20 protein-coding genes are annotated in these 24,885 nt (G+C 71.1%); 14 read left to right on the top strand and 6 right to left on the bottom strand.

The annotated features are described in order from the left end of the window. Positions 1 to 6: 6 nt before the first annotated feature. Entirely contained in the window at positions 7 to 978 is a 972-nt protein-coding gene (locus tag ACYVO7_RS12880) for a catechol 2,3-dioxygenase (RefSeq protein ID WP_460450218.1), read from the bottom strand. Between the two features lie 119 nt (positions 979 to 1,097). On the opposite strand from ACYVO7_RS12880, the gene ACYVO7_RS12875 reads away from it, so the two are divergent. The 6 genes from ACYVO7_RS12875 to ACYVO7_RS12850 all read left to right on the top strand — a co-directional run bounded on the left by ACYVO7_RS12875 (position 1,098) and on the right by ACYVO7_RS12850 (position 6,384). After that, positions 1,098 to 2,048, top strand: a complete 951-nt coding sequence (locus tag ACYVO7_RS12875) for a LysR family transcriptional regulator (protein ID WP_460450217.1) — start codon at positions 1,098 to 1,100, stop codon at positions 2,046 to 2,048. A 99-nt stretch (positions 2,049 to 2,147) separates the two neighbouring features. Then, the gene (locus ACYVO7_RS12870; RefSeq protein ID WP_460450216.1) at positions 2,148 to 2,996 is read left to right on the top strand and encodes a DUF1932 domain-containing protein; all 849 of its coding nucleotides are present in this window, start codon (positions 2,148 to 2,150) and stop codon (positions 2,994 to 2,996) included. Then, positions 2,996 to 4,120, top strand: coding sequence for a 4-oxalomesaconate tautomerase (locus ACYVO7_RS12865; protein ID WP_460450215.1), 1,125 nt, complete (start codon positions 2,996 to 2,998; stop codon positions 4,118 to 4,120). Before ACYVO7_RS12870 ends, ACYVO7_RS12865 begins: the two co-directional genes overlap by 1 nt. After that, entirely contained in the window at positions 4,113 to 4,853 is a 741-nt protein-coding gene (locus ACYVO7_RS12860; RefSeq protein WP_460450214.1) for a PIG-L deacetylase family protein, read from the top strand. The genes ACYVO7_RS12865 and ACYVO7_RS12860 overlap by 8 nt, the downstream gene beginning before the upstream one ends. Before the next feature lie 38 nt (positions 4,854 to 4,891). Further along, complete coding sequence (locus ACYVO7_RS12855; RefSeq protein WP_460450213.1) at positions 4,892 to 5,803, top strand: histone deacetylase family protein; 912 nt, start codon at positions 4,892 to 4,894, stop codon at positions 5,801 to 5,803. Between the two features lie 92 nt (positions 5,804 to 5,895). Continuing rightward, the gene (locus ACYVO7_RS12850) at positions 5,896 to 6,384 is read left to right on the top strand and encodes a hypothetical protein (RefSeq protein ID WP_460450212.1); all 489 of its coding nucleotides are present in this window, start codon (positions 5,896 to 5,898) and stop codon (positions 6,382 to 6,384) included. 81 nt (positions 6,385 to 6,465) lie between these two features. Here the strand turns inward: ACYVO7_RS12850 and ACYVO7_RS12845 are convergent, their stop codons facing one another. Continuing rightward, a complete protein-coding gene (locus tag ACYVO7_RS12845; RefSeq protein ID WP_460450211.1) occupies positions 6,466 to 7,689 on the bottom strand; it encodes a lytic murein transglycosylase in 1,224 nt (407 codons plus the stop codon). A gap of 163 nt (positions 7,690 to 7,852) precedes the next feature. Between ACYVO7_RS12845 and ACYVO7_RS12840 the strand changes: the two genes are divergently transcribed. The 6 genes from ACYVO7_RS12840 to ACYVO7_RS12815 all read left to right on the top strand — a co-directional run bounded on the left by ACYVO7_RS12840 (position 7,853) and on the right by ACYVO7_RS12815 (position 16,310). Continuing rightward, a complete protein-coding gene (locus ACYVO7_RS12840) occupies positions 7,853 to 9,514 on the top strand; it encodes a sensor histidine kinase (protein WP_460450210.1) in 1,662 nt (553 codons plus the stop codon). A 70-nt stretch (positions 9,515 to 9,584) separates the two neighbouring features. After that, entirely contained in the window at positions 9,585 to 10,082 is a 498-nt protein-coding gene (locus tag ACYVO7_RS12835) for a hypothetical protein (RefSeq protein WP_460450209.1), read from the top strand. A 150-nt stretch (positions 10,083 to 10,232) separates the two neighbouring features. Then, the gene (locus tag ACYVO7_RS12830) at positions 10,233 to 11,411 is read left to right on the top strand and encodes a porin (RefSeq protein ID WP_460450208.1); all 1,179 of its coding nucleotides are present in this window, start codon (positions 10,233 to 10,235) and stop codon (positions 11,409 to 11,411) included. 244 nt (positions 11,412 to 11,655) lie between these two features. Continuing rightward, entirely contained in the window at positions 11,656 to 13,071 is a 1,416-nt protein-coding gene (locus ACYVO7_RS12825; protein ID WP_460450207.1) for a porin, read from the top strand. 210 nt (positions 13,072 to 13,281) lie between these two features. Next, positions 13,282 to 14,619: a porin gene (locus tag ACYVO7_RS12820; RefSeq protein ID WP_460450206.1), complete on the top strand. Its 1,338-nt coding sequence runs from the start codon at positions 13,282 to 13,284 to the stop codon at positions 14,617 to 14,619. 299 nt (positions 14,620 to 14,918) lie between these two features. Beyond that, complete coding sequence (locus ACYVO7_RS12815) at positions 14,919 to 16,310, top strand: porin (RefSeq protein ID WP_460450205.1); 1,392 nt, start codon at positions 14,919 to 14,921, stop codon at positions 16,308 to 16,310. Between the two features lie 85 nt (positions 16,311 to 16,395). On the opposite strand, the gene ACYVO7_RS12810 is transcribed toward ACYVO7_RS12815, so the two are convergent. Both ACYVO7_RS12810 and ACYVO7_RS12805 read right to left on the bottom strand, forming a co-directional pair. Continuing rightward, positions 16,396 to 17,304, bottom strand: a complete 909-nt coding sequence (locus ACYVO7_RS12810) for an alpha/beta fold hydrolase (RefSeq protein WP_460450204.1) — start codon at positions 17,302 to 17,304, stop codon at positions 16,396 to 16,398. A 70-nt stretch (positions 17,305 to 17,374) separates the two neighbouring features. Continuing rightward, positions 17,375 to 19,603, bottom strand: a complete 2,229-nt coding sequence (locus ACYVO7_RS12805; protein WP_460450203.1) for a lytic transglycosylase domain-containing protein — start codon at positions 19,601 to 19,603, stop codon at positions 17,375 to 17,377. A gap of 452 nt (positions 19,604 to 20,055) precedes the next feature. Here ACYVO7_RS12805 and dapA point away from each other — a divergent pair, with 452 nt between their 5' ends. Continuing rightward, positions 20,056 to 20,949: a 4-hydroxy-tetrahydrodipicolinate synthase gene (gene dapA / locus ACYVO7_RS12800; protein ID WP_460450202.1), complete on the top strand. Its 894-nt coding sequence runs from the start codon at positions 20,056 to 20,058 to the stop codon at positions 20,947 to 20,949. A gap of 16 nt (positions 20,950 to 20,965) precedes the next feature. Continuing rightward, complete coding sequence (smpB, locus tag ACYVO7_RS12795; RefSeq protein ID WP_406853701.1) at positions 20,966 to 21,442, top strand: SsrA-binding protein SmpB; 477 nt, start codon at positions 20,966 to 20,968, stop codon at positions 21,440 to 21,442. A 9-nt stretch (positions 21,443 to 21,451) separates the two neighbouring features. Here the strand turns inward: smpB and ACYVO7_RS12790 are convergent, their stop codons facing one another. Together ACYVO7_RS12790 and ribA are read right to left on the bottom strand one after the other, a co-directional pair. Continuing rightward, positions 21,452 to 23,758 (bottom strand): hypothetical protein, encoded by a 2,307-nt coding sequence (locus ACYVO7_RS12790; protein ID WP_460450201.1) that lies wholly within the window; start codon positions 23,756 to 23,758, stop codon positions 21,452 to 21,454. Between the two features lies 1 nt (position 23,759). Next, positions 23,760 to 24,875, bottom strand: coding sequence for a GTP cyclohydrolase II RibA (gene ribA, locus ACYVO7_RS12785; protein WP_460450200.1), 1,116 nt, complete (start codon positions 24,873 to 24,875; stop codon positions 23,760 to 23,762). Between the last annotated feature and the right edge of the window lie 10 nt (positions 24,876 to 24,885).

Below are 24,885 nucleotides of genomic sequence, written 5' to 3'. Positions count from 1 at the left end.
TCCGCCTCAGGCCTGGACGGGCGGGGTGCCGTGCGTATGGAAGGACGGGACCGTCTGCAGGCCCCAGGCCTGGCCCTTGCGGCGCTCCGCCTCGGTCCAGACGATGGGCTTCCAGTCGGGCGCGAGCATCAGGCGCGCCCCGGCGTTGGCGAGCTCCACCCGGTTGCCGCCAGGCTCGTAGACATAGAGGAAGAAGGTCTGCTGCACGGCGTGCTTGTGCGGGCCGGTCTCGATGAAGACGCCGTTCTCCAGGAACACGTCGGCGGCGCGCAGGATGTCCTCGCGCGAATCCAGCGCGTAGGTGACGTGGTGGAAGCGTCCCGACGTTCCCGTGTGGTCCTTCGTGAAGGCGATGTCGTAGGTCTTGTTGGTGCAGGTCATCCACGCGCCGGCCTCGACGCCGCTGTCCAGGACGATCTGCTCGGTGAGGCGCATGCCGAAGCCGCGGGCCAGGAACTCGCGCGTCGCGCCGACGTCGACCACCAGCAGGTTGAGGTGATCCAGCCGGCGGGCGTTGCACCCCCGCGCCGGGTAGCGCATGGCCTGGTTCTTCAGGGCCGGCTTCAGATCGTCCGGGGCCTCGTACCAGCGGGTGTCGTAATAGACCTCGAAGACGTGGCCGTCCGGCCCACGCGCGCGAAAGGCCCTGCCGTGGCCGAGGTCGCCGTCGGTCCACCCGATTCCGCGCCCCATGGCCTGCAGCTCGGCGACGCGCCGCTCCAGCGCCTGGGGGCTCGCGGCGCGGAAGGCGACATGGCCGACGCCCGACGTGTTGGAGGCGGTCAGTTTCAGCGTGTGGAACTCGTAGTCGTCCCAGCCGCGCAGATAGACGCTGTCGCCCTCGCGCCCGCTCTCGGTGAGGCCGAGGACGTCGACGAAGAAGCGCAGGCTTTCCTCGGGCTTCGGGGTGAACATCTCGACATGGCCCAGATGGGCGAGGTCGCGGCAGGGCTCTGGCGTGGTCTGTCCGACGGACATCGGCGGGTCCTCTGGGATCCGTCCAGACATGCCCGCCGGCCCGGGCTTGAATCAAATCTGAAGTTTGTCGACATTGATGAGATCGGCGCACCAATCCCGGCGGCGCCCGGGATCCCGCGATGCGCATCGACTATCTCGGCCTGGAGGCCTTCGTCAGCATCGGCGACCGCGGCAGCTTCAACCGGGCCGCGGCCCATCTCAACCTGTCGCAGACGGCGCTGAGCCATCGGCTCAAGAAGCTCGAGGACGATCTCGGCGTGAAGCTCCTGGCGCGCACCACGCGCTCCGTCTCGCTGACGCCGGCCGGCCTGGAGCTGCTGCCCAAGGCGCGCCGGCTGATCGAGGACCTTCAGGCGTCCTTCGAGGACCTGCGCCGGCAGGGCAAGGAGAAGCAGCAGCGTCTCGTCGTGGCCTGCCTGCCGACGCTGGCCGTGCACTACCTGTCGCGCGTGCTGAAGGAGTTCGGGGACGCGCATCCGGGGCTGTCGGTCCGGGTGCATGACAACTCCGCCAGCGAGATCGCCGAACTGGTGAAGTCCGGCCAGGCCGAGTTCGGCCTCACCATCGTGTCGGCCAACCGCTGGGACCTCGACATCGAGCCGCTGGTCAAGGAGCCCTTCGTGCTGGCCTGCCCCAAGGACCATCCGCTCGCCGCCCAGGCGGTGGCGTCGTGGGGCGACCTGGAGGGGCTGCCCCTGGTGCGCATCAGCGCCCAGACCGGCAACCGCACCCTCATCGACGACGCGCTCGGCCCCCGGCGCGAGCAGATGACGTGGCGCTACGAGGTCCAGCATCTGGCCAGCGCGGTCAGCCTGGTGGCGGCGGGGGTCGGGCTCGCCATCGTGCCGCGGCTGGCGGTCAGCGAAGCGGACACGCCCGGCATCGTGGCCCTGACCCTGCGCAATCCGGGCGTGAGCCGGACCCTGGGGCTGATCACCCGCCGCGGCCATCCGCTCTCGCCGGCCGCCTCGGCGTTGCGCGGCCTGATCGAGCGCCGGATCCGCCAGGAGGCCGGCCGCGACTCCGCAAAGAGCAAGACAGGCCGAAAGCCCGCCGCGGCGGAGGCGTGAGCCGGACCGAATTGGTGCATCGGACGCATGAATCCGTCCGGACTGATCATTTGAGCGCGCCGCCCGGCTCCCCCAAGGTCTCCCGACATGGAGGACCGCATGGCGAACGACACCGCCGCGACGACGCGCATCGGCTTCATCGGCTTCGGCGAAGTGGGGGACCTGTTCGCCCGCGGCCTCCTGGCCAGCGGCCGCGTCGCCATCGCGGCCTATGACCTGAAGCTGACCGATCCGGCCCAGCGCGGGCCGATGGCGGAGCGCATCCGCCGGGCCGACGCGCGGGTCGCGTCGACGGCGCAGGACGCCGCGGGCGACGCCGACATCGTCCTCTCGGCGGTGACGGCCTCCGCGGCCGTGGAGGTCGCGGCGGGCTGCGCCGCAGCCCTGCGGCCGGGCGCCGTCTTCTTCGACGTCAACTCCGCCGCGCCCTCGACGAAATGGCGCGCGTCGGCCTGCGTCGCGGCCCATGCGGGCGACTATGTCGAGGGCGCCGTCATGGCCCCCGTGAAGGGCCCCGGCTTGCGCGTCCCGATCCTCACGGGCGGGGAGCGAGCCGCCGAGCTGTCCGAGCGGCTGAACGGGCTCGGCATGAATCTCACGCCGGTCTCCGACGAGATCGGCCGGGCGTCCGCCACCAAGCTGTGCCGCAGCATCGTCATCAAGGGCCTGGAGGCGCTGATGATCGACTGCGCCGCCGCCGCCCGCCGCTTCGGGGTCGACGAGGACGTTTTCGCCAGCCTTGCGGCGACGTTCCCGTCCATCGACTTCGCCGCGCTGGCGGACCTGATGGCGGGCCGCGTGGCCCAGCATGGCGTGCGCCGGGCCGCCGAGATGCGGGAGGCCGCCGAGATGCTGGCCGACGCCGGCTTCGACCCCTCGCTGAGCCTCGCCATCGCGGCGGCGCAGGAGCGGGGCGCGGCGCGCGGCCGGGACGAGCGGAGCGACTGATGCAGGCCAGGATCCGCTGCGCCCTCATGCGGGGCGGGACGTCCAAGGGCGCCTATCTCCTGGCGCAGGACCTGCCGTCCGATCCCGCCGCGCGAGACGCCGTGCTGTTGGCCCTGATGGGCTCGCCCGATCCGCGCCAGGTGGACGGCCTTGGCGGCGCGCACCCGCTCACCAGCAAGGCCGCCGTCGTCAGCCCCTCCTCGTCGCCGGACTGCGACGTCGATTTCCTGTTCGCGCAGGTCGGCGTCGCCGATGGGCGGGTCGACGTCACGCCGAATTGCGGAAACATCCTCGCCGGGGTCGGTCCCTTCGCCATCGAGCGGCGACTCGTCCGGGCCGAATCGCCGGTCACGCGCGTCAAGGTGCGCACGCTCAACACCGGCACCATCGCCGAACTCGCCGTCGAGACGCCCGGAGGTGTCGTGCGCTACGACGGCGACGCCCGGATCGACGGCGTCCCGGGCTCGGCGGCGCCGATCGCCATCGACTTCCTCGACGCCGCCGGGTCCGTCTGCGGCGCGCTGCTGCCGACCGGCCGCGCGGTGGACCATGTCGCCGGGGTCGACGTCACGCTCATCGACAACGGCATGCCGGTGATCGTGCTGGCGGCCGCCTCGGTGGGGCGCACCGGCCGCGAGAGCCGGGACGAACTCGACCGCGACGCCGCGCTGAAGGCCAGGCTCGAGGAGATCCGCCTCGCGGCCGGGCCGCTGATGAATCTCGGCGACGTCTCCCGGAAAGTGGTGCCGAAGATCGCGCTCGTGTCGCCGCCCCGGGCCGGCGGCGCGGTCTCCACTCGCAGCTTCATCCCGCATGAATGCCACGCCTCCATCGGGGTGTTCGCCGCCGTGACGGTGGGGGCCGCCTGCGTGTTGCCGGGCTCCCCCGCGGCGCGCGTCGCGCAGGTCCCCGAGGGCCGGACGAAGACGCTCTCGATCGAGCATCCCACGGGCGAGTTCACGGTGCGGCTGGAGGTCGGCGGCCCGCCCGAGCGCCCGATCGTGGAACGGGCGGGGCTGCTCAGGACCGCTCGTATGCTCTTCGACGGCTACGCCTTCCTGCGGCCTGGCGCCCTGCCTGCGGAACCCGCCGCCGCGCCCCATCCCGGAGACCGGAATGCCTGACCCAAGCACGCAAGCGCCCCCCAGGTCGGGGCTCGTGATCACCGCCCATCCGGGCGACTTCGTCTGGCGCGCGGGCGGGGCCATCGCGCTGCACGCCGCCAAGGGCTACCGGATGAAGATCGTCTGCCTCTCCTATGGGGAGCGCGGCGAAAGCCAGTTCGCCTGGAAGACGGCCGGCGTGCGCCTGGAGGACGTCAAGGCGCAGCGCCGGCGCGAGGCCGAGGACGCGGCCGAGATCCTGGGCGCGGAGATCGAGTTCTACGACGCCGGCGACTATCCGCTGCGGATCACGCCCGGGATGCTGGAGCGCACCATCGACGTGTTCAGGGCCGAGCGGCCGTCTTTCGTGCTCACCCACGCGCTGGCGGACCCCTACAATTTCGACCATCCCACGGCGGCGCATCTCGCCCAGGAGGCGCGGATCGTCGCGCAGGCGGCCGGCCACAAGCCGGACCCCGATCGGGCCTACGCCGCGCCGCCCCTGTTCTGCTTCGAGCCGCACCAGCCCGAGCAGTGCGGCTTCCAGCCCAACGTGATCCTCAACATCACGGACGTCTGGGAGACCAAGCGCCGGGCCTTCGAGATCCTGGCGGCGCAGAAGCATCTCTGGGACTACTACACCCGCGTCGCGCTCAACCGCGGCGTCCAGGGCGGCCGCAACTCAGGCCGCCCCATGACCTATGGGGAAGCCTATCAGCGCATCTTCCCCGCCGTGCTGGAGGAGCTCGCCTGACGCTCCCCGGATCGCGGTCGCCGCCCTAGTTCAGGGCCATGCTTCCCGTCGTCCATCACCCGGCCTACACCGCCGACATCCCCCACGATCACCGGTTCCCGATGGGCAAGTACCAGCGGCTGGCCGAGATCCTCGTGGAGGAGGGGGTGGTGAGCCCGGGCGGCTTCGTCGAGCCCGAGCCGGCCTCCTTCGAACTGCTGGCCCGGGTGCACGCAGCCGACTATGTGCGGCAGGTGTTCGAGGCGCGCGTGCCGCGCGAGATCGAGCGCCAGATCGGGCTCCCCATGACGGCGTCGGTCGCCCGCCGCGCCCGTGCGGCGACGGGAGGCACGCTGCTCGCCGCCCGGCTGGCGCTGCGGCACGGCCTCGCCTGCAACACGGCGGGGGGCAGCCACCACGCCTCGGCTCCGCACGGGGCCGGGTTCTGCACCTTCAACGACGTCGCGGTCGCGGCCGCGGCGCTGCTCGACGAAGGGGAGGCGGGCCGGGTGCTGGTCGTCGACCTCGACGTGCACCAGGGCGACGGCACCGCCTCGATCTTCGCCGACGACCCGCGCGTGTTCACCTTCTCGATGCATGGAGAGAAGAACTACCCCGTGCGCCGGGCGCGCAGCGACCTCGACATCGACCTGCCGGACGGGACTGAGGACGACGTCTATCTCGACGCCTTGCGAAAGGTCCTGCCCGACCTCGTCGACCGCGTGCGGCCGGACCTGGTCTTCTACAACGCCGGCGTCGATCCGCACCGGGACGACCGGCTGGGGCGCCTGGCGCTGAGCGACGACGGGCTCGCCGAGCGCGACGCCTTCGTGCTGCGCGCCTGCCTGGGCAAGGGGCGCCCGGTCTGCGGCGTCATCGGCGGCGGCTATGACCGGGACGTCGAGCGCGTCGCCCGCCGGCATTCCATCCTGCACCGCACGGCGGCCGGCTTCGTCCGCCGCGCACGCTGAGCGGGCCCTGAAGAGCGGGTCGGCCCCGGCCTGGAACGACAAGGCTCAGGCGCGGGTTGTCACGAGCCTTCAGGACAGCACGGGGACGAAACATGGACCAGGATTTCCACTCTGAGACGCGGCAGACGACCGCGTTCTTCGCCACCCGGGAGGCCGCCGACAAGGTCGTGCGCGACCTCGGCGCCATCGGCTACGGGCCCGACCGGGTCAAGCTGGAGCCGAGCGCCGCCGCCGAGGGCGGGCTCGTGCAGTCCGACGCCGAACGCGGCGAAGCGGGCGCGGCGAGCCACGGCTACATCGTGCGGGTCACGGTGACCAACGCCGACTTCGAGCGGGTGACCGCGATCCTTGACGACGACGCCACCGTCACGCTCGACGCGCGCACGGCGGTGCGCACCGGAGCCCGGTCGTTCTCGGGCGGGCAGGGCGGCGGCTCGACGGGACGCACCGCGTCGCGGCAGGGAACGGCCAATCCTCTGGCGTCGCTGAACGTGGACTCGGTGGTGGACTACATCCGCGAGAAGCCGCTCCAGGCGGTGGGCTTCGCGTTCGGGATCGGGCTCTTCCTCGGCCGTCGCTGAGCCGACCTCTCCCGGCCGGCGGGGCGCTCCTCCGCGCCGGCCGCGGCGGCTCTCTCGCGGAGCGCCTTCGTCCGGCGTCCTTCAGTTCGCGGCCGCCCGCTTCGCCTCCGCTTCGGCCCGCGCCAGCAGGGCCGCGGAGGGATATCCGTCCGAGGGCGCGTAGCCGACGCGGCGCTGGAACGCGTGGATCGCCTCGCGGGTGACGGGGCCGAATCGGCCGTCCACCACCCCCTTGTAGTCGCCGAGCGCGACCAAGAGCCTTTGCAGGCGCTCGCGGTCCTGCTGCGGCAGGATCGTCTCGCCCTTGGGCCAGGGAGCGCGCACGCCGGGGCGGCCGGCGATCCGGTCGGCGAGGATCGAGGCCGCCATGGCGTAGCTGTCCGAGAAATTATAGGCCTTCAGCACCCAGAAATTCTGAAACAGCAGGAAGGCCGGCCCGCCCGCCCCCGAGGGCAGGAACAGCATCGCCTCGCCGGCCGTCGGCATCGCCGTCCCATCCGCGGGCCGCAGGCCCGCTCGAGCCCAGGCGGCTGCGCCCTGGCGAAGCACCGGGAAGTCGAAGCCGGCCGGCAGCGTCACCTCGAGCGCGGCCGGCGCGCCGGCCGTCCAGCCCGACTGCCGCAGGAACGAGCCGATCGAGGCGAGGCTGTCGGGCACGGAGCTCCAGATGTCCGGGTTCTGGCGACCCTCCAGCGACACCGCATATTTGAGATAGGCCGAGGGCAGGAATTGCGGGTTGCCCATGGCGCCGGCCCAGGAGCCGCGCAGCCGCTCGCGGGCGACGCCGCGCTGGATCATGACGAGCGCCGCCACGACCTCGTCGCGGAAGCTCGGCGTCTGCGGACGCGCATAGGCCAGCGTCGCCAGGGAGCGCAGGACGTCGCGCGAGCCCTGGTCCCGGCCGAAATCGGCCTCCATGGCCCAGAGGGCCAGCAGCATGGGGCCGGCGACGCCGGTCCGGGCCTCGGCGGCCGCGATGTCCCCCGCCCATTGCGCGGCGAACTGTCGCCCCCTCGCGGCGCGTCCGGGCGAGGCGGCGTCCGCCACATAGGCCTGCAGCGTGCGCGAGAACTCCGGCTGCCGGGTTCCCTGACCGAGCAGCGACGGGTCGGGCGTCAGGCCCTGGAGGTTCTGGTCGATCACGGCCTGGCTCACCCCGGCCGCGAGCGCCTGCTGGCCGATCTGCTGCAGAAAGCCTTGAAAGGCGGCCGTCGCCTGGGCGGCCGCGGGCGTCGCGGCCGCCAGGCCCGCCAGCGCGGCCGAGAGGCTCAGCGCCACCGCCAGAGCGCACAGCTTCGATCTCATGCGGACATCCTCTTGAGGCGCGGCCGGCGCGCCGCCGTCGGCAGGGAACGCCCGCGGCGGCCGAAACTCAAGGGCCGCACTCCCCGTACCGGAGCGTGTGCTGGGTTGCAAAGCTCATGTTCGTGCTAGACTGCGCCTTGCGATCCCAACGCTGGCTGCCGCCTTGAATCTCACCCTCCGGCAACGACTGTTCGCCCTTGCCGTCGTGGCGCTCGTCCCCGCGATCGCCATCATCGTCTCCAACGAGATCACGCTGCGCCGCTCGAGGGTCGCCGAGGTCAACGACATGGCGCTGCGGAGCGCCCGCCTGGCCGCGTCGGAGCTCGACCGGGTCATCGAAGGCGTGAACGGGCTGCTCCTGGCGGTCAGCTCGGCGCCGGGCGTCCGCAACCTCGACGCCGAAAACTGCGCGGATTACCTCAGTCACCTGCAGAACCAGGTGACGCTGGTGACCGGCATCGTCGCCATCGACCTGCAGGGCGGGCTGCGCTGCAGCCGCAATTCCCCGCGCCCGCTGGAGAACTATGCGGATGCAGCGTTCTTCAGGTCCGCGCTGGAGAGCGGCAGGCCGACGGTGGGCGGATACTCGGTGGGGCGCCAGAGCGGCAAGGCGACGCTGCCCGTCAGCTTGCCGATCCGCGGCGTCGACGGGGCCGTCATGGGCGTCTTGGCGGCCGGGATCGATCTCCAGGCGCTCGGCCAGCGCCTTCGCGAACGCGGGCTCTCGCCGGGCGGCGCGCTCACCATCGCGGACGCGGATGGCGTGATCGTCTTCCGCGAGCCCTTCCCGGACCGGTTCCTGGGCACGCGCATCCCGGACGCCTTCCAGCGCCTCGTGCACGCGCCCTCGCCCGGCGTGGAGACCGTCGTCAGCCAGGACGGGACCACGCGGGTGATCGGCTACATCCCGGCCACGCCCCGGCTCCCGCTCTATATCAGCGCGGGGCTCTCCTCCGACGCGAGCTTCGAGGCGATCGACCGCTCGACCGGCGTGGGGCTGCTGATCGCGCTCCTGGGCGTCGCCGGCGCCCTGCTGGGCGCCAGGGAGTTCGGCGAGCGGTTCGTGCGGCGCCCCATCCGCCGCATCCTCGACGCCATCCGCGCCTGGCGGGGCGGCGACCTGACGGCGCGGGTGGGCTCGAGCCCCGAGCAGGGCGAGATCGAGGCGGTCGGCGCCGCGTTCGACGGCCTCATGGACGAGATCGCCCGCCGGCACGAGGAGCGCGACCTTCTCATCCACGAACTCGACCACCGGGTGAAGAACAACCTCGCCATCGTGCAGGCGCTCGTCACCCAGACGCTGCGCCGGGAAGGGGTGAACCCGGCCATCACGGCCAAGCTCGACGACCGCCTGGCCGCGCTGGCCAAGGCGCATGAATTGCTGCTGCGCGAGAGCTGGGAGAGCGCCGGTCTGGACGGCATCCTGGAGGCCGTGCTGTCCCTGCAGCCGCCCGGGCAGCGCGAGCGGATCATCCGCAGCGGGCCGCCGGTGCGCCTGGAGCCGCGCGCCGCGCTCGCCGTGTCCATGGTGATGCATGAACTGCTCACCAACGCGCTCAAATATGGCGCGCTCTCCAACGAGACCGGCCGCGTCGCCATCAGCTGGACCCTCGCGGACGGCGCGCTGCGGCTGGAGTGGCTGGAGCGGGGCGGACCGTCCGTCGTCAGCCCGACCCGCAAGGGGTTCGGCGCGACGATGATCGAGCGGAGCCTCGCCGGGGAAGCGGGCGGGGCGGCGAGGATCGACTACGAGCCCGCCGGCCTGCGCTGCGTCCTGTCGTTCCAGGGCGGCGCCGGCGTCTCCGAGATGCTGGCGGCCGAGTAGGCGATCCGCGCTGGCGCGGCGCGGCGCGGGATGGCATGGAAGGGCGGACCGGGGTCGGAGGCTGTCGCTCATGAAGAGCTGTGGGTCCTGCACGCTGTGCTGCAAGGTTCTGAGGGTCGCGGAACTGGACAAGCCCGCGGGCGCATGGTGCGGCCATTGCCGCAAGGGCGTGGGCTGCGGCGTCTACGAGTCGCGGCCGGGCGAATGCCGCACCTTCGGCTGCCTCTGGCTGGCCGATCCGCAGTTCCCCGCCGAACTGAAGCCCGAGAGGTCCAAGGTGGTCTTCGCGCTCGAGTTCGGGGGAGGGCGCGTCAGCGCCTATGTGGACCCCGACTATCCGGTCGCGTGGCGGCGTCCCGACATCCTGGCCATGCTGAAGCGGATGGCGGCGGTCCAGGCCGCCCGGCGCGGACAGGTCATCGTCTTCGTCAAGGACCGCGCCGTCGCGATCCTGCCCGACCGGGAGGTTGACCTCGGCGTGATCAACCAGGCCGGGCAGGAGATCCGCTACAGCGAGAATCCCGCGACCGGCCGCATCGACGTGCGCGTCGTCGCGCCCGCCGCCTGAAGCCGGTTGCAGGCTTTGATCCTCGCCAGCGCCGGTCGGTAGACCGGACGCGCCTGCGGCGTATGCTGAACGCGTTTCAGGCCCTTTCGGGGCGCCCTTCATTTTTGAATTCTTGGCCGTCGCATGGTTGCGCGTTGGCGGTCCTTTTTCGTGGGTCTCGCCATTCTCCCGGCGCTGGTCGCTGCGGGGAGAGCGGAGCCTCGGGCCGCGGCGCCCGCGCCTGACGGTTTCCTGCGGCCCTGCCCGGATCTCGGCGCCGGCTTCTTCCAGGCGCCCGGACACGCGTTCTGCCTGAAGATCGGCGGCCGGATCCGCCACGATTTCGGCTACGACCAACCGGCGCGCCGCTCGGACGACGCGTCCTGGAGCGAGACGCGCGCGACCCTCGGTCTCGACGCCGCGGCCGCGACCGACCAGGGCCCGGTCCGCGCCATCCTGCGCATGACCTATCTGCGCGCCCCGACCAGCTGGGGCGACTTCCGCCCGCCGGAGCTCGAATACGCCTCCATCGAGTGGTCCGGCCTGACCGCCGGGCGCGCCTGGTCGTTCTTCGATCGCGGCTTCCCGAACGGCGGCGTCACCCTGCTGGGCGGCGGCGCGAACGGGCGCGGCTCGGACCGGGGCGCCGTGGCCCTCGTGGGCTACAGCCGCCCGATCGGGGACGGCTGGTCCGCCTCGGTGTCGCTGGAGGACGGATCCGAGCGGCGCGTCGGCGTGGTCGGCGCGCCTCCGGCCGGCGCGCGGCGGCCGGATGGGGTCGTCACGCTGGGCGGATCCGCCTGGGGCCACCGGCTCCACGTGGCCGGCGCTCTCCACGAGACCAGGCCGGACCTGCCCGGCGCCCGCGCGGTCAATGGCTGGGCGGCGCAGATCTCGTGGGAGACGCCGCCGTTCTGGCCCGACGGCAGGACGCGCTTGCGCGCCCAGGCCGCGATGGCGTCAGCGGCGAGCGACTATGTCGGGTGGGGCTATGCGGGCGTGGCCGGCGTGGTCGCCCGGACCGCCGACGCCTGGGCCACGCGCGCGGGCGCGGCCTCGACCCGGGCCTGGAGCGCCGGCGTCAGCCTGATCCACGACTGGTCGCCGACCTTGCGCGTGGCGGCGTTCGCCGTCAGGGCCGGGCAGGACGCGCCGGCTCCCTACGGCTCGGCGCGGATCGGGGCGGTGGGCGCCAACGTGGTCTGGACGCCGCTCAGGAACTGCCAAATGGCGGCGGAGATCCTGCGCCAGGCGATCGTGGTCGCGCAGCCCCTGGCGGGCCCGGGCGCTCCGGCGCGGTCCGGACGCTCGGCGTGGATGGGCCGCATCCGGCTGCAGCACGATTTCTGAGTCGGCGGCGGGATCGAGGCTTCGGTCGCCAGAAACGCAACCCGCGTTGCGCGTCCTCAACCCGACTTGCCGTTTAAGGTTGTGCGAATTGTTACTTTTTAAGCACACGCCTCATGGCGATGATTGATAAAGGCCAATTTAGGGACTGATTTTATTGTGTCCTGGGCCGTCATCCGACAACGTGACGACGTGAAGGAATGCCGCTGAGGGGCTGACTCCGGCGGGGCATTTTCAGGAGCACATAATGAAGTTTTCCTCCGTCCTCTTCTCGTCGGCGGCGCTGCTGGCGACCGGGGTCGCGGCCCAGGCGGCCGACCTCCCCAGCAAGAAGGCGGCTCCCGTCGAGTACGTTCGCGTTTGCTCGACCTTCGGAGCCGGCTTCTTCTACATCCCGGGCACTGACACCTGCATCCGCGTCGGCGGCCGCGCCCGGTTCGAATACCAGTACAACCAGCCCTACGAGCGCGCCAACAACCTGACGGGCTCGCGCGCCGTCGGCCGCATGTTCGTCGACGCCCGCACCGCGACCGAGTACGGCCTGCTGCGCGCCTATGTGCGCTATGAGCTGCATCGCCGCATCGGCACGCTCTCGTCCGGCACGACGAACCGCATCGGCCAGGGCTTCGCCGGCACCTCGACGGACTTCACGTCCGCGCAGACGGGCGTCTACCTCGATCGCGCCTTCATCCAGTTCGGCGGCCTCACCGCCGGCCGCACCCAGTCGGCCTTCGAGTTCTACGCCGGCGACCTCGAGTTCAGCGGCATCACGGCCGGCTCCTCGCTCGGCCCGACAAACCTCCTGTCCTACACCGCTTCCTTCGGCGGCGGCTTCTCGGCCACCCTGTCCATCGAGGACGGCGTCGAGCGTCGCCAGGCCATCAGCGACCTGACGGCGGGCGGCTTCGGCGCTCCGGCCGGCGGCTTCGGCTATGCGGGCTATTCGGGCAACAGCGCTCCCGACGTCGTCGCGGCGCTCAACGTGACCCAGGGCTGGGGCTCCGCCCAGCTGTCGGGCGCGCTGCACCAGATCCGCATGGCCGGTCCGGCCGCGGTGGGCGGCTTCGCTCCCAGCACCGAGTACGGCTTCGCAGTCAACGCTGGCGTGAAGATCAACCTTCCGATGCTGGCCGCTGGCGACGCCCTCTACCTGCAGGGCACCTACTCCAAGGGCGCCACGACCTATGTGACGTCGAACGGCTTCGGCTTCGGCAAGGCGCTCTGGGGCGTCGGCGCCTTCGGCGGCTCGGCTCCCGACGCCGTCGTGGTCGCCAATGGCGGCGCCGGCAACCTCGAGCTCACCACGCAGTGGGGCCTCACAGCCGCCATGCTGCACTACTGGGCTCCGACGGTTCGCCAGGGTCTCTTCGCGTCCTACGTGAAGACGGACTTCAGCAACGCCGCCAGCAACGCCGGCTCCAAGTACGCTCCCGGGATCGCCGCCAACGTGAACGGCAACACCTTCCGGGATTGGAACTACTACGCCATCGGCACCAACCTGATCTGGTCGCCGGTCAAGGATCTCGATATCGGCGTCGAGGTGGAGTATGTCCGCGCCAGCGGCAGCTACACGGTGAGCCAGTTCAAGAGCGATCCGACCGGCAAGCTGGTCAACAAGGACGATCAGATCATCTCGCGCATCCGCATCCAGCGCGACTTCTGATCTCTCTCGCATCGCGGAAAGGCCCCGGAGTCCCCGGGGCCTTTTTGCGTTTTGAGGGTCCCGAAGGGCCCTCGCAGGCGGTGTGCCCAAGCTGCAACACTGACGATCCAATCAAGGCAGTGACTAGCATTTATCAAATTAATAATTGCGATCCGACATCCCCGCGCGCAGTGTCGCTCCAGGCGATAGCCAAAAAGGGGACTGATTCAAATGCGCTTTTCTAACCTCCTGCTCGGGTCGGCGGCCGTTCTCGCCACCGGTTCCGCCTATGCGGCGGACCTCCCGTCCAAGAAGTCCGCTCCCGTGGAATACGTTCGCGTGTGCTCGGCCCAGGGCGCAGGCTTTTTCTATATTCCTGGCACCGACACCTGCATCCGCATCGGCGGCCGCGCGCGTTTCGACTACGGCTATGGCCAGCCCTTCACCCGCGGTGACAACGTCACCGGCATGAAGTCGCTCGGCCGCATCCAGGCCGACGTCCGCAACGCCACCGAGTACGGCCTCCTGCGCGCCTATGTGCGGCTCCAGCTCGGCCGCGGCAACGGCGCTCTCGCCAGCGGCACCGGCAACGGCACCGCGATCGTGGGCTCTGCGGTGCCCAGCACCTCCACTTCGATCGAGCTCGACCGCGCCTACGTCCAGTTCGGCGGCCTGACCGCCGGTCGCACGCAGTCGTTCTTCGACTTCTACGCCGGCGACCTGGAAGTGATCGGCACGACGGCCGGCGACGGCTCCGCCCACAACATGCTCGCCTATTCGGCCAGCTTCGGAAAGGGCTTCTCGGCCACGATCGCGCTCGAGGATCCGATCGAGAGCCGCAGCGGCGTGACGGTCGTCACCGGCCCGTCCATCGGCAAATACGCCGGCGCGGGCGCTCCCGACGTCGTCGCCAATCTCCGCGTCGAGCAGGGCTGGGGCGCTGCGCAGCTGTCCGGCGCCATCCATCAGGTCCGCGTCGTGAACACGACGGCGGCCATCGGCGGCTTCGCTCCGAGCGCGGATTACGGCTTCGCCGTCAATGGCGGCGTGCAGTTCAACCTGCCCTTCGCCGCTGGCGATCAGCTCTGGTTGCAGGGCACCTACACCAAGGGCAATCCGAGCCGCGTCACCGGCAACGGCATCTCCACGGGCGTCGGCGCCATCGGCTTCGGCCTGCCGGACGCCTTCTCGACCGCCAATGGCGGAACGGGCAAGCTCGACCTCGTGACGGCCTGGGGCGTGACCGCCGCGGCGATCCACAACTGGACGCCCACGGTCAGCACCTCGGTGTTCGGCAGCTACGCCAAGGTCGACGTGGGCGGCGCGACGTTCACGGCCGCCGGCGGCGCGATCGGCACCAACAGCGTTCGCGATTTCACCTACTGGACGGTCGGCGGCAACGTCGCCTGGTCGCCGGTCAAGGACTTCGTGATCGCGGCCGAAGTCGACTACCTCCGCGTCGAGGGCTCGAAGGGCGGCGTCTTCTCCGGCCTCTCGAACTCCCCGCGGGTGCTCGTGAAGTCTGACGACGCGATCATCTCGCGCCTGCGCTTCCAGCGCGACTTCTGATCCTGCCTCTCTCCAGAGAAGCCCCGGCGCCCTGCGCCGGGGCTTTTTTGATTCGGCGTCGCCCGCGCGTCCGGCGACGTCCCGGCGGCGCCGCGCCCAATCGTTAGGCACGTCGCGCAATCCTTTGGCGCCTCTCGCCTTTTCGCCTTCGACGATTGTTGCCGCCCCGTCACACCCATGGCGGAACCAATCCGCGTTAGGCCTCTGGAACGCAATCGTAGGTTGTATGCTGCGGGTGCGAACGACATGCTCGGTCCCATCGAGATTTGAAGGCCGTTTGCGCCAAAGGGGACTGATCGATGCGCGTTTCCACCCTCCTGCTCGCCTCGGCGGCGGCTTTCGTGACCACTGCGGCGGGTGCGGCGGACCTCCCGTCCCGCAAGGCGGCGCCGGTCGAGTATGTCCGGGTCTGCTCGACGATGGGCGAGGGCTACTTCTACATCCCCGGCACGGACACCTGCATCAAGATCGGCGGCCGCGCCCGTTACGAGTACCAGTACGGCCAGCCTTTCGCCCGCAACGACGCGACGACCGGCTCGCGCACCACCGGCCGCATCTATATCGACGCGCGCACCGCCACCGAATACGGCATGCTGCGCGCCTATGTGCGCTATGACGTGTCCCGCCGCATCGGCCAGATCTATTCCGGCTCGTCGGCCCGCCAGGGCGTCGCCTATACGGGCACGGGCGTGGACTACGCCGGCCAGGCGCAGACCGAAGTTGCGCTCGACCGCGCCTACATCCAGTTCGGCGGCCTCACGGCCGGCCGCACCGAGTCCTTCTTCGACTTCTACGCCGGCGACCTCGAATATGTGGGCACCACGGCCGGCTCGGCGCTGAACACCAACCTCCTGGCCTATACGGCGTCCTTCGGCGGGGGCTTCTCGGCCACGCTGTCGATGGAAGAGCATGTCGAGCGCCGGCAGTCGATCTATGACCTCGTCGGCGGGGCCAACCCGTTCTACGCCTATACGGGCGACACCACGCCGGACGTCGTGGCCAATCTGCGCGTCGAGCAGGGCTGGGGGAGCGCGCAGGTGTCGGGCGCGCTGCACCGCGTCCGCGTCGGCCAGGTCGGCTCGCTCGCCACCAACAACGGCCTCTCGCCGGACAGCAAATACGGCTTCGCCTTCAACGCCGGCGTGACCTTCAACCTGCCCTTCGCGGCCGGCGACCAGCTGACCTTCCAGGGCACCTACACCAAGGGCGCGGCCAGCTACATCGCCTCCAACCCCTTCGGGATCGCGACCTCCTTCGGCTCGGGCATCGGCGGCCTCGGCAACCTCGCCCTTCCGGACGCCACCTTCTACGCCACGAGCCCGTTCAACGGGAAGCTCGACCTGACGACCGCCTGGGGCCTCACCGCCGCCGGCCTGCACTACTGGACGCCCACCATCCGCCAGGCGCTGTTCGCGTCCTACATCAAGTCCGACGTTCCCGGCGGCGCCTTCCTGGCCGCCGGCGGCGCGACCTTCGGCAACCCGCTGCGCGATTTCGACTACTGGACGGTGGGCACCAACGTGACCTGGTCGCCGGTCAAGGACTTCGACATCGGCGCGGAGGTCGACTATGTGCGGATCAAGTCCAACAACGGGCCGATCTTCACCGCCGTCTCGACCGATCCCGGCGCCCGGCTCTACAGCCAGGACTCGGCCTTCATCGGCCGCCTGAAGATCCAGCGCGACTTCTGATCTCCCGCTCCGGCGAGGACGTTTCGACCCCGGCGCGAAAGCGCCGGGGTTTTTCGTCTGGCGGGTCGCCGCAACCGCGAGACCGTCAGCCCGCGACGGCCTCGCCGTCCTCGACGGCCGCCACGAAGGCGGCGATGCGGGCCATGGTGGGCGCGTCGCGCAGGAGCGGCGCATGCCCCTGGCCCGGCACGATCCAGCGCGCCATCCCGGGATGAGCGGCCTCCATGGCGTCCAGCGTCTCGGGCGAGAGCAGGTCCGACCGCTCGCCCCGGACGGCCAGCAGCGGCAGCCGCTCGAGGGCTCCGAACAGCGGCCAGAGCGTCGGCAGGGGGGCCTCCAGGTCCAGGCCGGCGAGCGGCTTCATCAGCGCCGGGTCATAGCTCGGGCGCAGGACGCCCTGGTCCTCCACGAAGGAGCCCGCCGCGAGCACGCGCCAGTCCTCGTCGGAGAGCGCCGGGAAGCGCGCGTCGGAGATGCGCTTCAGCAGATCCGCGGCCTCGTCCATGGTGCGCGGGGTCGGCAGCTTTCCCACATAGGAGCGGATGCGGATCAGGCCCTTGGCCTCGATCACCGGCCCGATGTCGTTCATCACGACGCCGCGCAGGAGGCCGGGCCGGGCGGCCGCGATCGCCATGGCGATCAGCCCGCCGCGCGACGTGCCGACCGCGACGGCGCCCTCCACGCCGAGCGCGGCGAGTTGGGCCAGCACGTCGCCTGTCTCCACCTTCACGTCGTAGTTCTTCCACTCGGGATCCCAGTCGGAGAGGCCGCGCCCGCGATAGTCGAGGACGACCACGCGCCGGGGTCGGCGCCGATGCCGGGAGAGGGCCAGGGCGAGGTCGTGGAAGTCGATCGCGTTGCGGGTCAGGCCCGGCAGGCAGACCACCGGCAGGCGCGCGCCGGCGCGGTCGCCATAGTCGCGGGCGTGCAGCCTCAGCCCGTCCTGGGCGCTGGTGAAGACGCTTTCGAACCCCTCGGCGTTGCTCTCTGCCATGTGGCGGCGTCTCCCCGGAATCGCCCCGCATCCTGCGGAGGGGAGACGCGCCTGTCGAGAGGCGAGGGGATCAGCGGTTCACGCCGCGCTTGAAGTCGTCCCCGATCAGCAGCGTCGAGCGTTCGGTGAGCCGGCAGCGATAGACCTGCAGGTTCTCCATGACGCGCTGGACGTAGTTGCGGGTCTCGGTGAACGGAATGCGCTCGACCCAGTCGACGGGGTCGATGGCCGACGACCGGGGGTCGCCATAGGCGTCGATCCACTTGCGGACATTGCCGCCGCCGGCGTTGTAGGAGGCGATCGTCAGGACGTAGGAGCCCTTCCAGTCGCCGACGAGGTCGCCCAGATGCGCCGCGCCGAGGCGGGCGTTGTAGCCTGGGTCGGCGGTGAGCTTGTCGGCGTCGTAGCCCACCCCGGTGCGCTGGGCGGTCTGGCGCGCCGTCGCCGGCATGAGCTGCATGAGGCCCCGGGCGCCGGCCGAGGACACCACCTTCGGGTCGAAGGCGCTCTCCTGCCGGGCGATGGCGAAGACGAGCGGCTTTTCGATGGCGTTGGCGGCGAGGTTCAACTCCGGCACGCCGATGGTCGGGAAGGCGTGCTCGTCGAGCGGGAAGCCGCGCTGGGTGGCGGCCTTGCCGACGATCAGGAGCCCGCGGGCGTCGCCCTTCTCGGCCGGGATCCGGGCCAGCGCGTCCAGCTCGCCCGGATCCTCGAGCGTGTTGGCGAGGTCCGCCATCAGCGGCTGGGCGACGTCGCGGGCGTCGGCCTCGTACAGCATGCGGACGGCCCGCAGGGCGCCGACCGAGTCGGGCAGGGTGAGTTCGCCCCGCAGCACGCGGCGCACCGGAAGGTCGCGCCAGTCCAGCCGGGCGCGGGCGAGCTGCCCGTAATAGGTGATGCCGTGCTGGGCGGCCTTGCGGTAGTGCTCCTCGGCGGGCTGGCCGGCGGCCTCCGCGGCGCGGCCGAGCCAGTATTCGGCGCGGGCCGTCGTCATCGGGGTCGAGGCGGCCTTGGCGATGTCGGCGAAGTGCTTCTCGGCCACGAGCGGCTGGTTGAGGAAACGCAGGGCGATCCAGCCGGCGTGGAACTCGGCGTCCGTGCGGGTCTTGGCCGGAGCGTCCGCCGGCATGCCGCTGGCGACCTCATAGGCGAGCTTCTGCTCGCCGAGGTCGAGGAGCTTGCGAGCCACGAGGCGCCGCTCGGTCCACCACTCGTCGGCGGTGTCGGGTCGGACCGCATCGCGCGGCGTCGCCGTGAGCGCCTTGCCGGCGTCGACGAACTTCTCCTGCCGGCGCAGGAATTGAGCCCTCGCGAACAGATAGGCGGGATCCTTGCGCAGCTCCTTGGGAACCTCCTCCAGGGCCTGCGCGGCGTTGGAGGCGCTGCGGCCCACCGCGGCGCGCGCCTTGGCGAGCTTCACGGCGTCGCCGCCCGCCTTGTTGGCGACCCGCAGCGCGCCGGCCCAGTCCTCGGCGAAGAGCAGCGTCTCCATCCGGGCCCGGTGGTCGGCGGCCTCCAGCAATTCCGGGAAGGTCTCCAGGAACCGGCTCTCCATCTCCTGGCCGAAATTGTCGTTGCGCCAGGCGGAGCGCACCAGCGCGGCCGCTTCCGCGCCCTTGTCCTCCTCGATCAGGGCGCGGGCGAGCGCGATCTTGCCCCCGGCCGTCAGGGGCGCCTGTCCCTTGAAGAAGGCGCGCACGACCTTGGCCTTCTGGCGCTCCGCGACGAGCGCCTCCTCGGCGCGGCGACGCATCAGCTTCTGGGTCGGCCAATCCGGGTTGGCGCGGATGAAGGCGTCGATGCGGGCGAAGCCCAGGTCGCGGGCCATGTAGCGGATGGCGACCCATTCCAGCAGGCGCCGCGACGTCGCGTCCGGGATGGCGGAGGCGGCGGCGTCGGCCGCGGCGAGGTCGCCCTTGCGGTAAAGATCGACGGCGCCCTTCAGCGCCGCGAGGTCCACGGCGGGCCTGGGCGGCTCGGCCAGCGCGGGCGCGGCCGGTCCAGTCGAGGACGCGGAGGAGGGCGTGGCGGGCGCCGGCCCGGCGTCACGCCGCATGTCGGGCGCGGCGTCCGGGGCGGCGGCGGAGGCCGGCTCGGCGGCGCTGGAACCGGAGGAGGCCGGAACCGTTACGGCAGGGACGGCCGCATCGGTGGAAGCGGGCGTCTCGGGCGCGGGCGTCTTTTCAGGGCCGACCGTCATGAGCGCCGACGGGCTGGAGCCGATCGAGGCCAGCACGCTGGCGAGCGGGTGAACGACTGCGGAAATGTCCGTAGCTCCGCCGTCCGCAGAAGCCATCATCAGGATGGAGTCGTCCGCCGATCGGGTCGAAACGCTCGATGCGGGTATCACCGCACAGGCGAACAGGGCGGCCGTCAGCCGCGCAGTCCGAGATCGGGCCATCGCATCACCTGCAAAAGCATGCCCCCGCCCCACTCTGGGCCGGTCTCGTTAGCGAATGGTGAACCAAGTCCGTCGGTCTGTGAAGGACCCGCGGAACCGAAGAGGCTCATCAACGATGCGCATGCTGTGACGCACCACCATGGCCAGAAGGCGGCGGAGCGAAGCCGCGGGCCTGCGGTTCGCCTGCGAACCCCCGCCGGCGGGGCCGGATTGCGCTCTTTCTCTTTTCCGGGGCGCGGCTTGCGGTTATGTGTGGGCCTGCGCAGATCTCGCCGCGCAAGGGTTTGGAAGCCGGAGCGTGCGAAGCATGTCCGGCGCCGCAAGAGCGGACGAAACAGGGAAACGCCCGAATGACCAAGAGCCGCTTGTTCCAGGGGTCCTACACGGCTCTGGTCACGCCTTTCCGCGACGGCAAGCTGGACGAGGCGGCGTTCCGCGCCCATGTCGACTGGCAGATCGAGAACGGCACGCACGGGCTCGTTCCGGTGGGCACCACGGGCGAGAGCCCGACCTTGTCGCACCAGGAGCACCGGCAGGTGGTGGAGTGGTGCATCGCCCAGGCCCGCGGCCGCGTGCCGGTCATCGCCGGGGCCGGCTCCAACAACACCCAGGAGGCGATCGAGCTCGCCCGCCACGCCGAGACGGCCGGCGCCGACGCCGTGCTGGTGGTGACCCCCTACTACAACAAGCCCGGCCAGGAAGGGCTCTACCAGCATTTCAAGGCGATCAACGACGCCATCGGCATCCCGATCATCATCTACAACATTCCGCCGCGCTCGGTGATCGACATGTCGGTCGACACGATGAAGCGGCTCTACGAGCTCAAGAACATCTGCGGCGTGAAGGACGCGACCGCCAAGATCGACCGCGTGAGCCTGCAGCGGCAGGCGATGGGCCCCGATTTCGTGCAGCTCTCGGGCGAGGACGGCACGGCGCTGGGCTTCATGGCGCAGGGCGGCCATGGCTGCATCTCGGTGACGTCGAACGTGGCGCCCAAGCTGTGCTCGGATTTCCAGAAGGCGTGCCTGGCGGGCGACTACGCCACGGCCCTGACGATCCAGGACCGGCTGATGCCGCTGCACACCGCGCTCTTCCTTGAAACGAACCCGTCGGGTCCCAAATATGCGCTCTCGGCGCTGGGCCGCATGTTCGACGAGGTCAGGCTGCCGATGGTGCCGGTGAGCGAGCCGACGCGCGCCGCCATCCGTTCCGCCCTGACCCATGCCGGGCTGCTGAACGGCTGAGAAACGACAGGAAACCATGTCCAAATCGAAGGACGCGACCGAGTTCAAGATCGCAGCCGACAACCGCAAGGCGCGCTTCAACTACCATATCGGCGAGACCTTCGAGGCCGGCATCATGCTGACCGGCACGGAGGTCAAGTCGCTGCGCGGCGGCAAGGCGACCATCGGCGAAAGCTATGCGGGAGAGAAGAACGGCGAGATCTGGCTGGTCAACGCCTATATCCCGGAATACCTGGAGGCGAACCGCTTCAACCACACGCCCAAGCGTCCGCGCAAGCTCCTGCTCCACAAGCGCCAGGTGAACCGCCTGACCGCCGCCGTGCAGCGCGAGGGCATGACGCTGGTGCCGCTGAAGATCTATTTCAACGAGAAAGGCCGCGCCAAGGTCGAGCTCGCCCTCGCCAAGGGCAAGAACGTCGCCGACAAGCGCGAGACCGAGAAGAAGCGCGACTGGGACCGCGAGAAGGCCCGCGTCATGCGCGACAAGGGCTGACGAGGCGGCTCAGCGCCAGCCCATGCGGCCCCTCAGCTCGTCCCAGGCGCCCTGGAACGGGCGAAAGACGAAACGAACCTCGTGCGCGCCGGGCCCGACCGGGACGGCCCGGAAGATGACGTTGGCGCGCAGCAGCGGGGCGGGCTTTCCGTCCACCTCTGCGTACCACCAGGGGTGCCAGCTGTCGTTCAGCACCACATAGCCGCCCGTCGGGGAGGAGGCTGCGGCCGTGACCTGCGTGTTGGCGTAGCGCCGCAGCGAGACGGAGCCCGGCTCGACGGCGTCAGGCCCGGGCGGCGGGGCCGGCCCGTCCAGCAGCACCATGCGGGCCGGGTCGAAATCCGCCGGCCAGGCGCCGGTCCGCAGCAGCGCCTCGAAGTCGGCCTGCCTCGCCTGCGTGGCGAAGAGCACGCGGGGGAGGGCGCGCGGATTCTCGTAGATCCGGCCGTCCGGCGTGCGGGCGATCTCGATCAGGTCGCCCGGCTTCAGGGTGGGATCGATCTCGGCCACGTCCCCGCGCGTGACGATGAAGCGCAAGCCCAGCATGTCGACGAGCAGCGAGCGGTAGGACGGCGCCAGCGGGGCGAAGCCGCGCTGGCTGGGCAGGGCGACGTGGTCCTGCGCCCCGGTGGCGCGGCTGTAGTGGTCCAGGCGGATGGGATTGTAGCCGAGCGTGTTGTCGAGCCCGTGCGTCATGCTGGCGTTGGGCCAGTGGAAATCGACCCCGGCGAACTCGATCCTGTCGCGCCGGTCCGGCGCGGCGCCTTCGGCGAGCTTCGCCTTGAGCAGCGCGATGGTGGGGTTGCGGCTGTCGGGCCGCAGCACGTCGTAGGTCTCAGGCGGGAGGGCGGTGGATTCGTTCGGCCCGTTGCTGAGGGCTAGGTCGGCCGTCAGGGTCGCGGCCAGCAGCGCTGCGGCCGCGACGGGCCTGGCGGGCGAGAGCCGCGAAGCGGCCCAGAGCGCCGCCGCCGAGGCCGCCGTGAGCGCGAGGCCGAGCGCCAGAGGCCCCGCGGCGGCCGCGAGGCGATCCTTGGCCATGGCGACCGCCCCGCAGAGCAGGAAGCCCGCAGCGACGAGGCCGGCGCCCGCGGCGAGGCGGCCCGGGGTCGCGGGGCGCAGCGTTCCGGCGAGGAGCCGATGCACGCCGTAGCCCGCCAGCACCGCGGCCACGGCGCCGAGCGTGAAGGTCGCGTCCGCCGGCCGCCGGAACAGGTTCGAGCCCGGCAGATGGTAGAGCAGCGCGAAGCCCGGCGTGTAGCGCCCCAGCGCGTAGACGAGCAGGACGCCGAACGCCGCCACGGCGAAGCGGATCTCGCGCGCGGCGAAGGCGCCCCGGGCGACGCCGAGCGCCAGCAGCGCCAGAAGCGGGATCGCGCCCAGATAGACGTCGCCCATGTTGCGCGCCAGATAGAGATCCACCGGGCCCCAGGCCGGGCTGGGCGGCCCCCAGAAATCGGCGAGAGGGCCGTCCGTGCCGAAGAGGTTCGCCGCGAAGGCGGTGAGCAGCGAGGCGGGGTGGAGGGAGCCCTTGGCCGCTCCCTCGTAGTCGATGGCCGGTCGATTGGAGTCGCCCGCCAGGAGGACCGTCATCAGCAGCGGCAGCCCCGCGGCCATGACGCCGCCCGCCACGCCCGCGCCGAGCGGGGCGAGGCTGGACCGGACCGCCGCGCGGACGTCGCCGGAGGCGGCCCAGAACCAGGCCACGACGCCGACCAAAAGCCAGACGCCGAGCCAGGCGACCTGGTCGCGGCCGAGCACCATCATGCCGGCCACGAGTCCGGCCGAGAAGCCATAGCCCGCGCTTCGGCGCGCCAGCGCCCGGTCGAGCAGCCACCACGCCACGGGCAGGTAGGAGAGGCTGAGGATCTGGCCCGTATGCTGGATCCGCCAGGCCGCCGACGCGCCGAACGCGAAGGCGATGGCCGCCGTCACCGCGCCGCCCTGGCGCCAGCCGCGGTCGCGGAAGATCAGCACGACGCCGAGCGCGCCGAAGGCCAGCATGCCCAGCGCCAGCGCGTCGGCCGCGCGCAGGCTCGGCGCCGGATCGAACAGCGCGAGCAGCAGATGCGGGGGCGAGAAAATCAGCGACTGCGGGTCGGCGATCTGCGGCGAGCCCGCGAAGACATAGGGGTTCCAGAACGGCGCCTCGCCCCGGTGCAGGCTGGCCGCCAGGAACGAGAGCTGCGCCTGGAAGTGGGCCTTCGCGTCCCACGGAATGGCGACCCGGCCCGACAGCCAGGGCCAGGACAGCGTCGTCCAGGCGGCCGCCACGATCAGCAGCACCGGGCCGAGCGGCCATCGGGCGGCGGGCGCCACGTCAGTCCTGGATGGGCAGATGCGCGGCGAGGTCGTCGAAATCGATATAGTGCCCGGCGCGGTCGCGCTTCGACGCGAGATAGAGGACGTTCTCGGCCGTCTGCCGGCCATAGGCGCGGCGGTCCTCCACGACGTCGAGGCCTGCTCGCTGCAGGGCCGCGATCTTCAGGGGGTTGTTGGTGTAGACGGCGACCTGCGCGACGCCGAGCTGCTTCAGCATCTCGGCCGCGAAGTCGAAGCGGCGCTGGTCGAAGCCGAAGCCCAGCACCTCGTCGGCGTCATAGGTGTCCCAGCCCTGGCTCTGCAGCTGATAGGCGCGCATCTTGTTGGCGATGCCGTTGCCGCGGCCTTCCTGGTCCAGATAGAGCAGCACGCCTCCGCCGTTCTCGGCCATGAAGCGCACCGTCCCGCGCAGTTGGTCGCCGCAGTCGCATTTCAGGCTTCCGAACAGGTCGCCGGTGAGGCAGGCCGAATGCAGCCGGACCGGAACGGGCTTCGTGAAGTCGGGCGTCCCGACGATGATCGCGACCTGGTCGCGCAGGCCCTCGCCGCCGCGGAAGACCACGAACTCGGTCTCCGGAGCCCCGTCCAGCGGCACCGGGGCGCGGCTGACGATCTTGATGGTGCGGGCGAGGCCCCGGCGGTAGCAGCGCACCGCCTCGGCTTCGACGCTGAGCAGTCCGGCGGGCGCGCCCTCGGCGTTCAGCGGCACGGCGATCACCGCCGGCAGCAGGAGCGCCAGCGAGGCGAGCTCCAGCGCCACGACGTCGAGGGGGCCGGCGGGGCCGACCGGCGCATCGATGCGGGCGTCGATCTTGAGCGCCAGCGTCTCGACCCGCGCGAGGTCCACGGCCGGCAGCGCGATCATGCCGGGCGCGGCGCGCTCCACGCCGAGCCGGCGCAGGCGGGCGGGCGGCAGCACGAGATGCGCCGGGCCGAGCCGTCCCAGCGCGGAGGCGAGGGCGGGCTCGAGCGCTTCGACGCCCGTGGCGACCAGGGCCTGGTGCCCGTCGACGATGACGATGGGGCGTCCGGCGCGGAACTCCGAAATGGCCCGTTCAACGCTGGCGTTTACTGGATCGCCGAAAAGCGATTCGACGTCGGTCCGGCTATGCATGACTCTTCCG

The sequence above is a fragment of the Alsobacter sp. SYSU BS001988 genome (assembly GCF_054796215.1).
This window is presented reverse-complemented; position numbering and strand designations above follow the sequence as displayed.

Coding starts and splice junctions, on each gene's coding strand:
- ACYVO7_RS12805 (WP_460450203.1), bottom strand. CDS start 19,603: ATGATGGCTTCTGCGGACGGCGGAGCTACGGACATTTCCGCAGTCGTT.
- ACYVO7_RS12870 (WP_460450216.1), top strand. CDS start 2,148: ATGGCGAACGACACCGCCGCGACGACGCGCATCGGCTTCATCGGCTTC.
- dapA (WP_460450202.1), top strand. CDS start 20,056: ATGACCAAGAGCCGCTTGTTCCAGGGGTCCTACACGGCTCTGGTCACG.
- ACYVO7_RS12850 (WP_460450212.1), top strand. CDS start 5,896: ATGGACCAGGATTTCCACTCTGAGACGCGGCAGACGACCGCGTTCTTC.
- ACYVO7_RS12815 (WP_460450205.1), top strand. CDS start 14,919: ATGCGCGTTTCCACCCTCCTGCTCGCCTCGGCGGCGGCTTTCGTGACC.
- ACYVO7_RS12875 (WP_460450217.1), top strand. CDS start 1,098: ATGCGCATCGACTATCTCGGCCTGGAGGCCTTCGTCAGCATCGGCGAC.
- smpB (WP_406853701.1), top strand. CDS start 20,966: ATGTCCAAATCGAAGGACGCGACCGAGTTCAAGATCGCAGCCGACAAC.
- ACYVO7_RS12825 (WP_460450207.1), top strand. CDS start 11,656: ATGAAGTTTTCCTCCGTCCTCTTCTCGTCGGCGGCGCTGCTGGCGACC.
- ACYVO7_RS12880 (WP_460450218.1), bottom strand. CDS start 978: ATGTCCGTCGGACAGACCACGCCAGAGCCCTGCCGCGACCTCGCCCAT.
- ACYVO7_RS12820 (WP_460450206.1), top strand. CDS start 13,282: ATGCGCTTTTCTAACCTCCTGCTCGGGTCGGCGGCCGTTCTCGCCACC.
- ACYVO7_RS12855 (WP_460450213.1), top strand. CDS start 4,892: ATGCTTCCCGTCGTCCATCACCCGGCCTACACCGCCGACATCCCCCAC.
- ACYVO7_RS12835 (WP_460450209.1), top strand. CDS start 9,585: ATGAAGAGCTGTGGGTCCTGCACGCTGTGCTGCAAGGTTCTGAGGGTC.
- ribA (WP_460450200.1), bottom strand. CDS start 24,875: ATGCATAGCCGGACCGACGTCGAATCGCTTTTCGGCGATCCAGTAAAC.
- ACYVO7_RS12845 (WP_460450211.1), bottom strand. CDS start 7,689: ATGAGATCGAAGCTGTGCGCTCTGGCGGTGGCGCTGAGCCTCTCGGCC.
- ACYVO7_RS12865 (WP_460450215.1), top strand. CDS start 2,996: ATGCAGGCCAGGATCCGCTGCGCCCTCATGCGGGGCGGGACGTCCAAG.
- ACYVO7_RS12810 (WP_460450204.1), bottom strand. CDS start 17,304: ATGGCAGAGAGCAACGCCGAGGGGTTCGAAAGCGTCTTCACCAGCGCC.
- ACYVO7_RS12860 (WP_460450214.1), top strand. CDS start 4,113: ATGCCTGACCCAAGCACGCAAGCGCCCCCCAGGTCGGGGCTCGTGATC.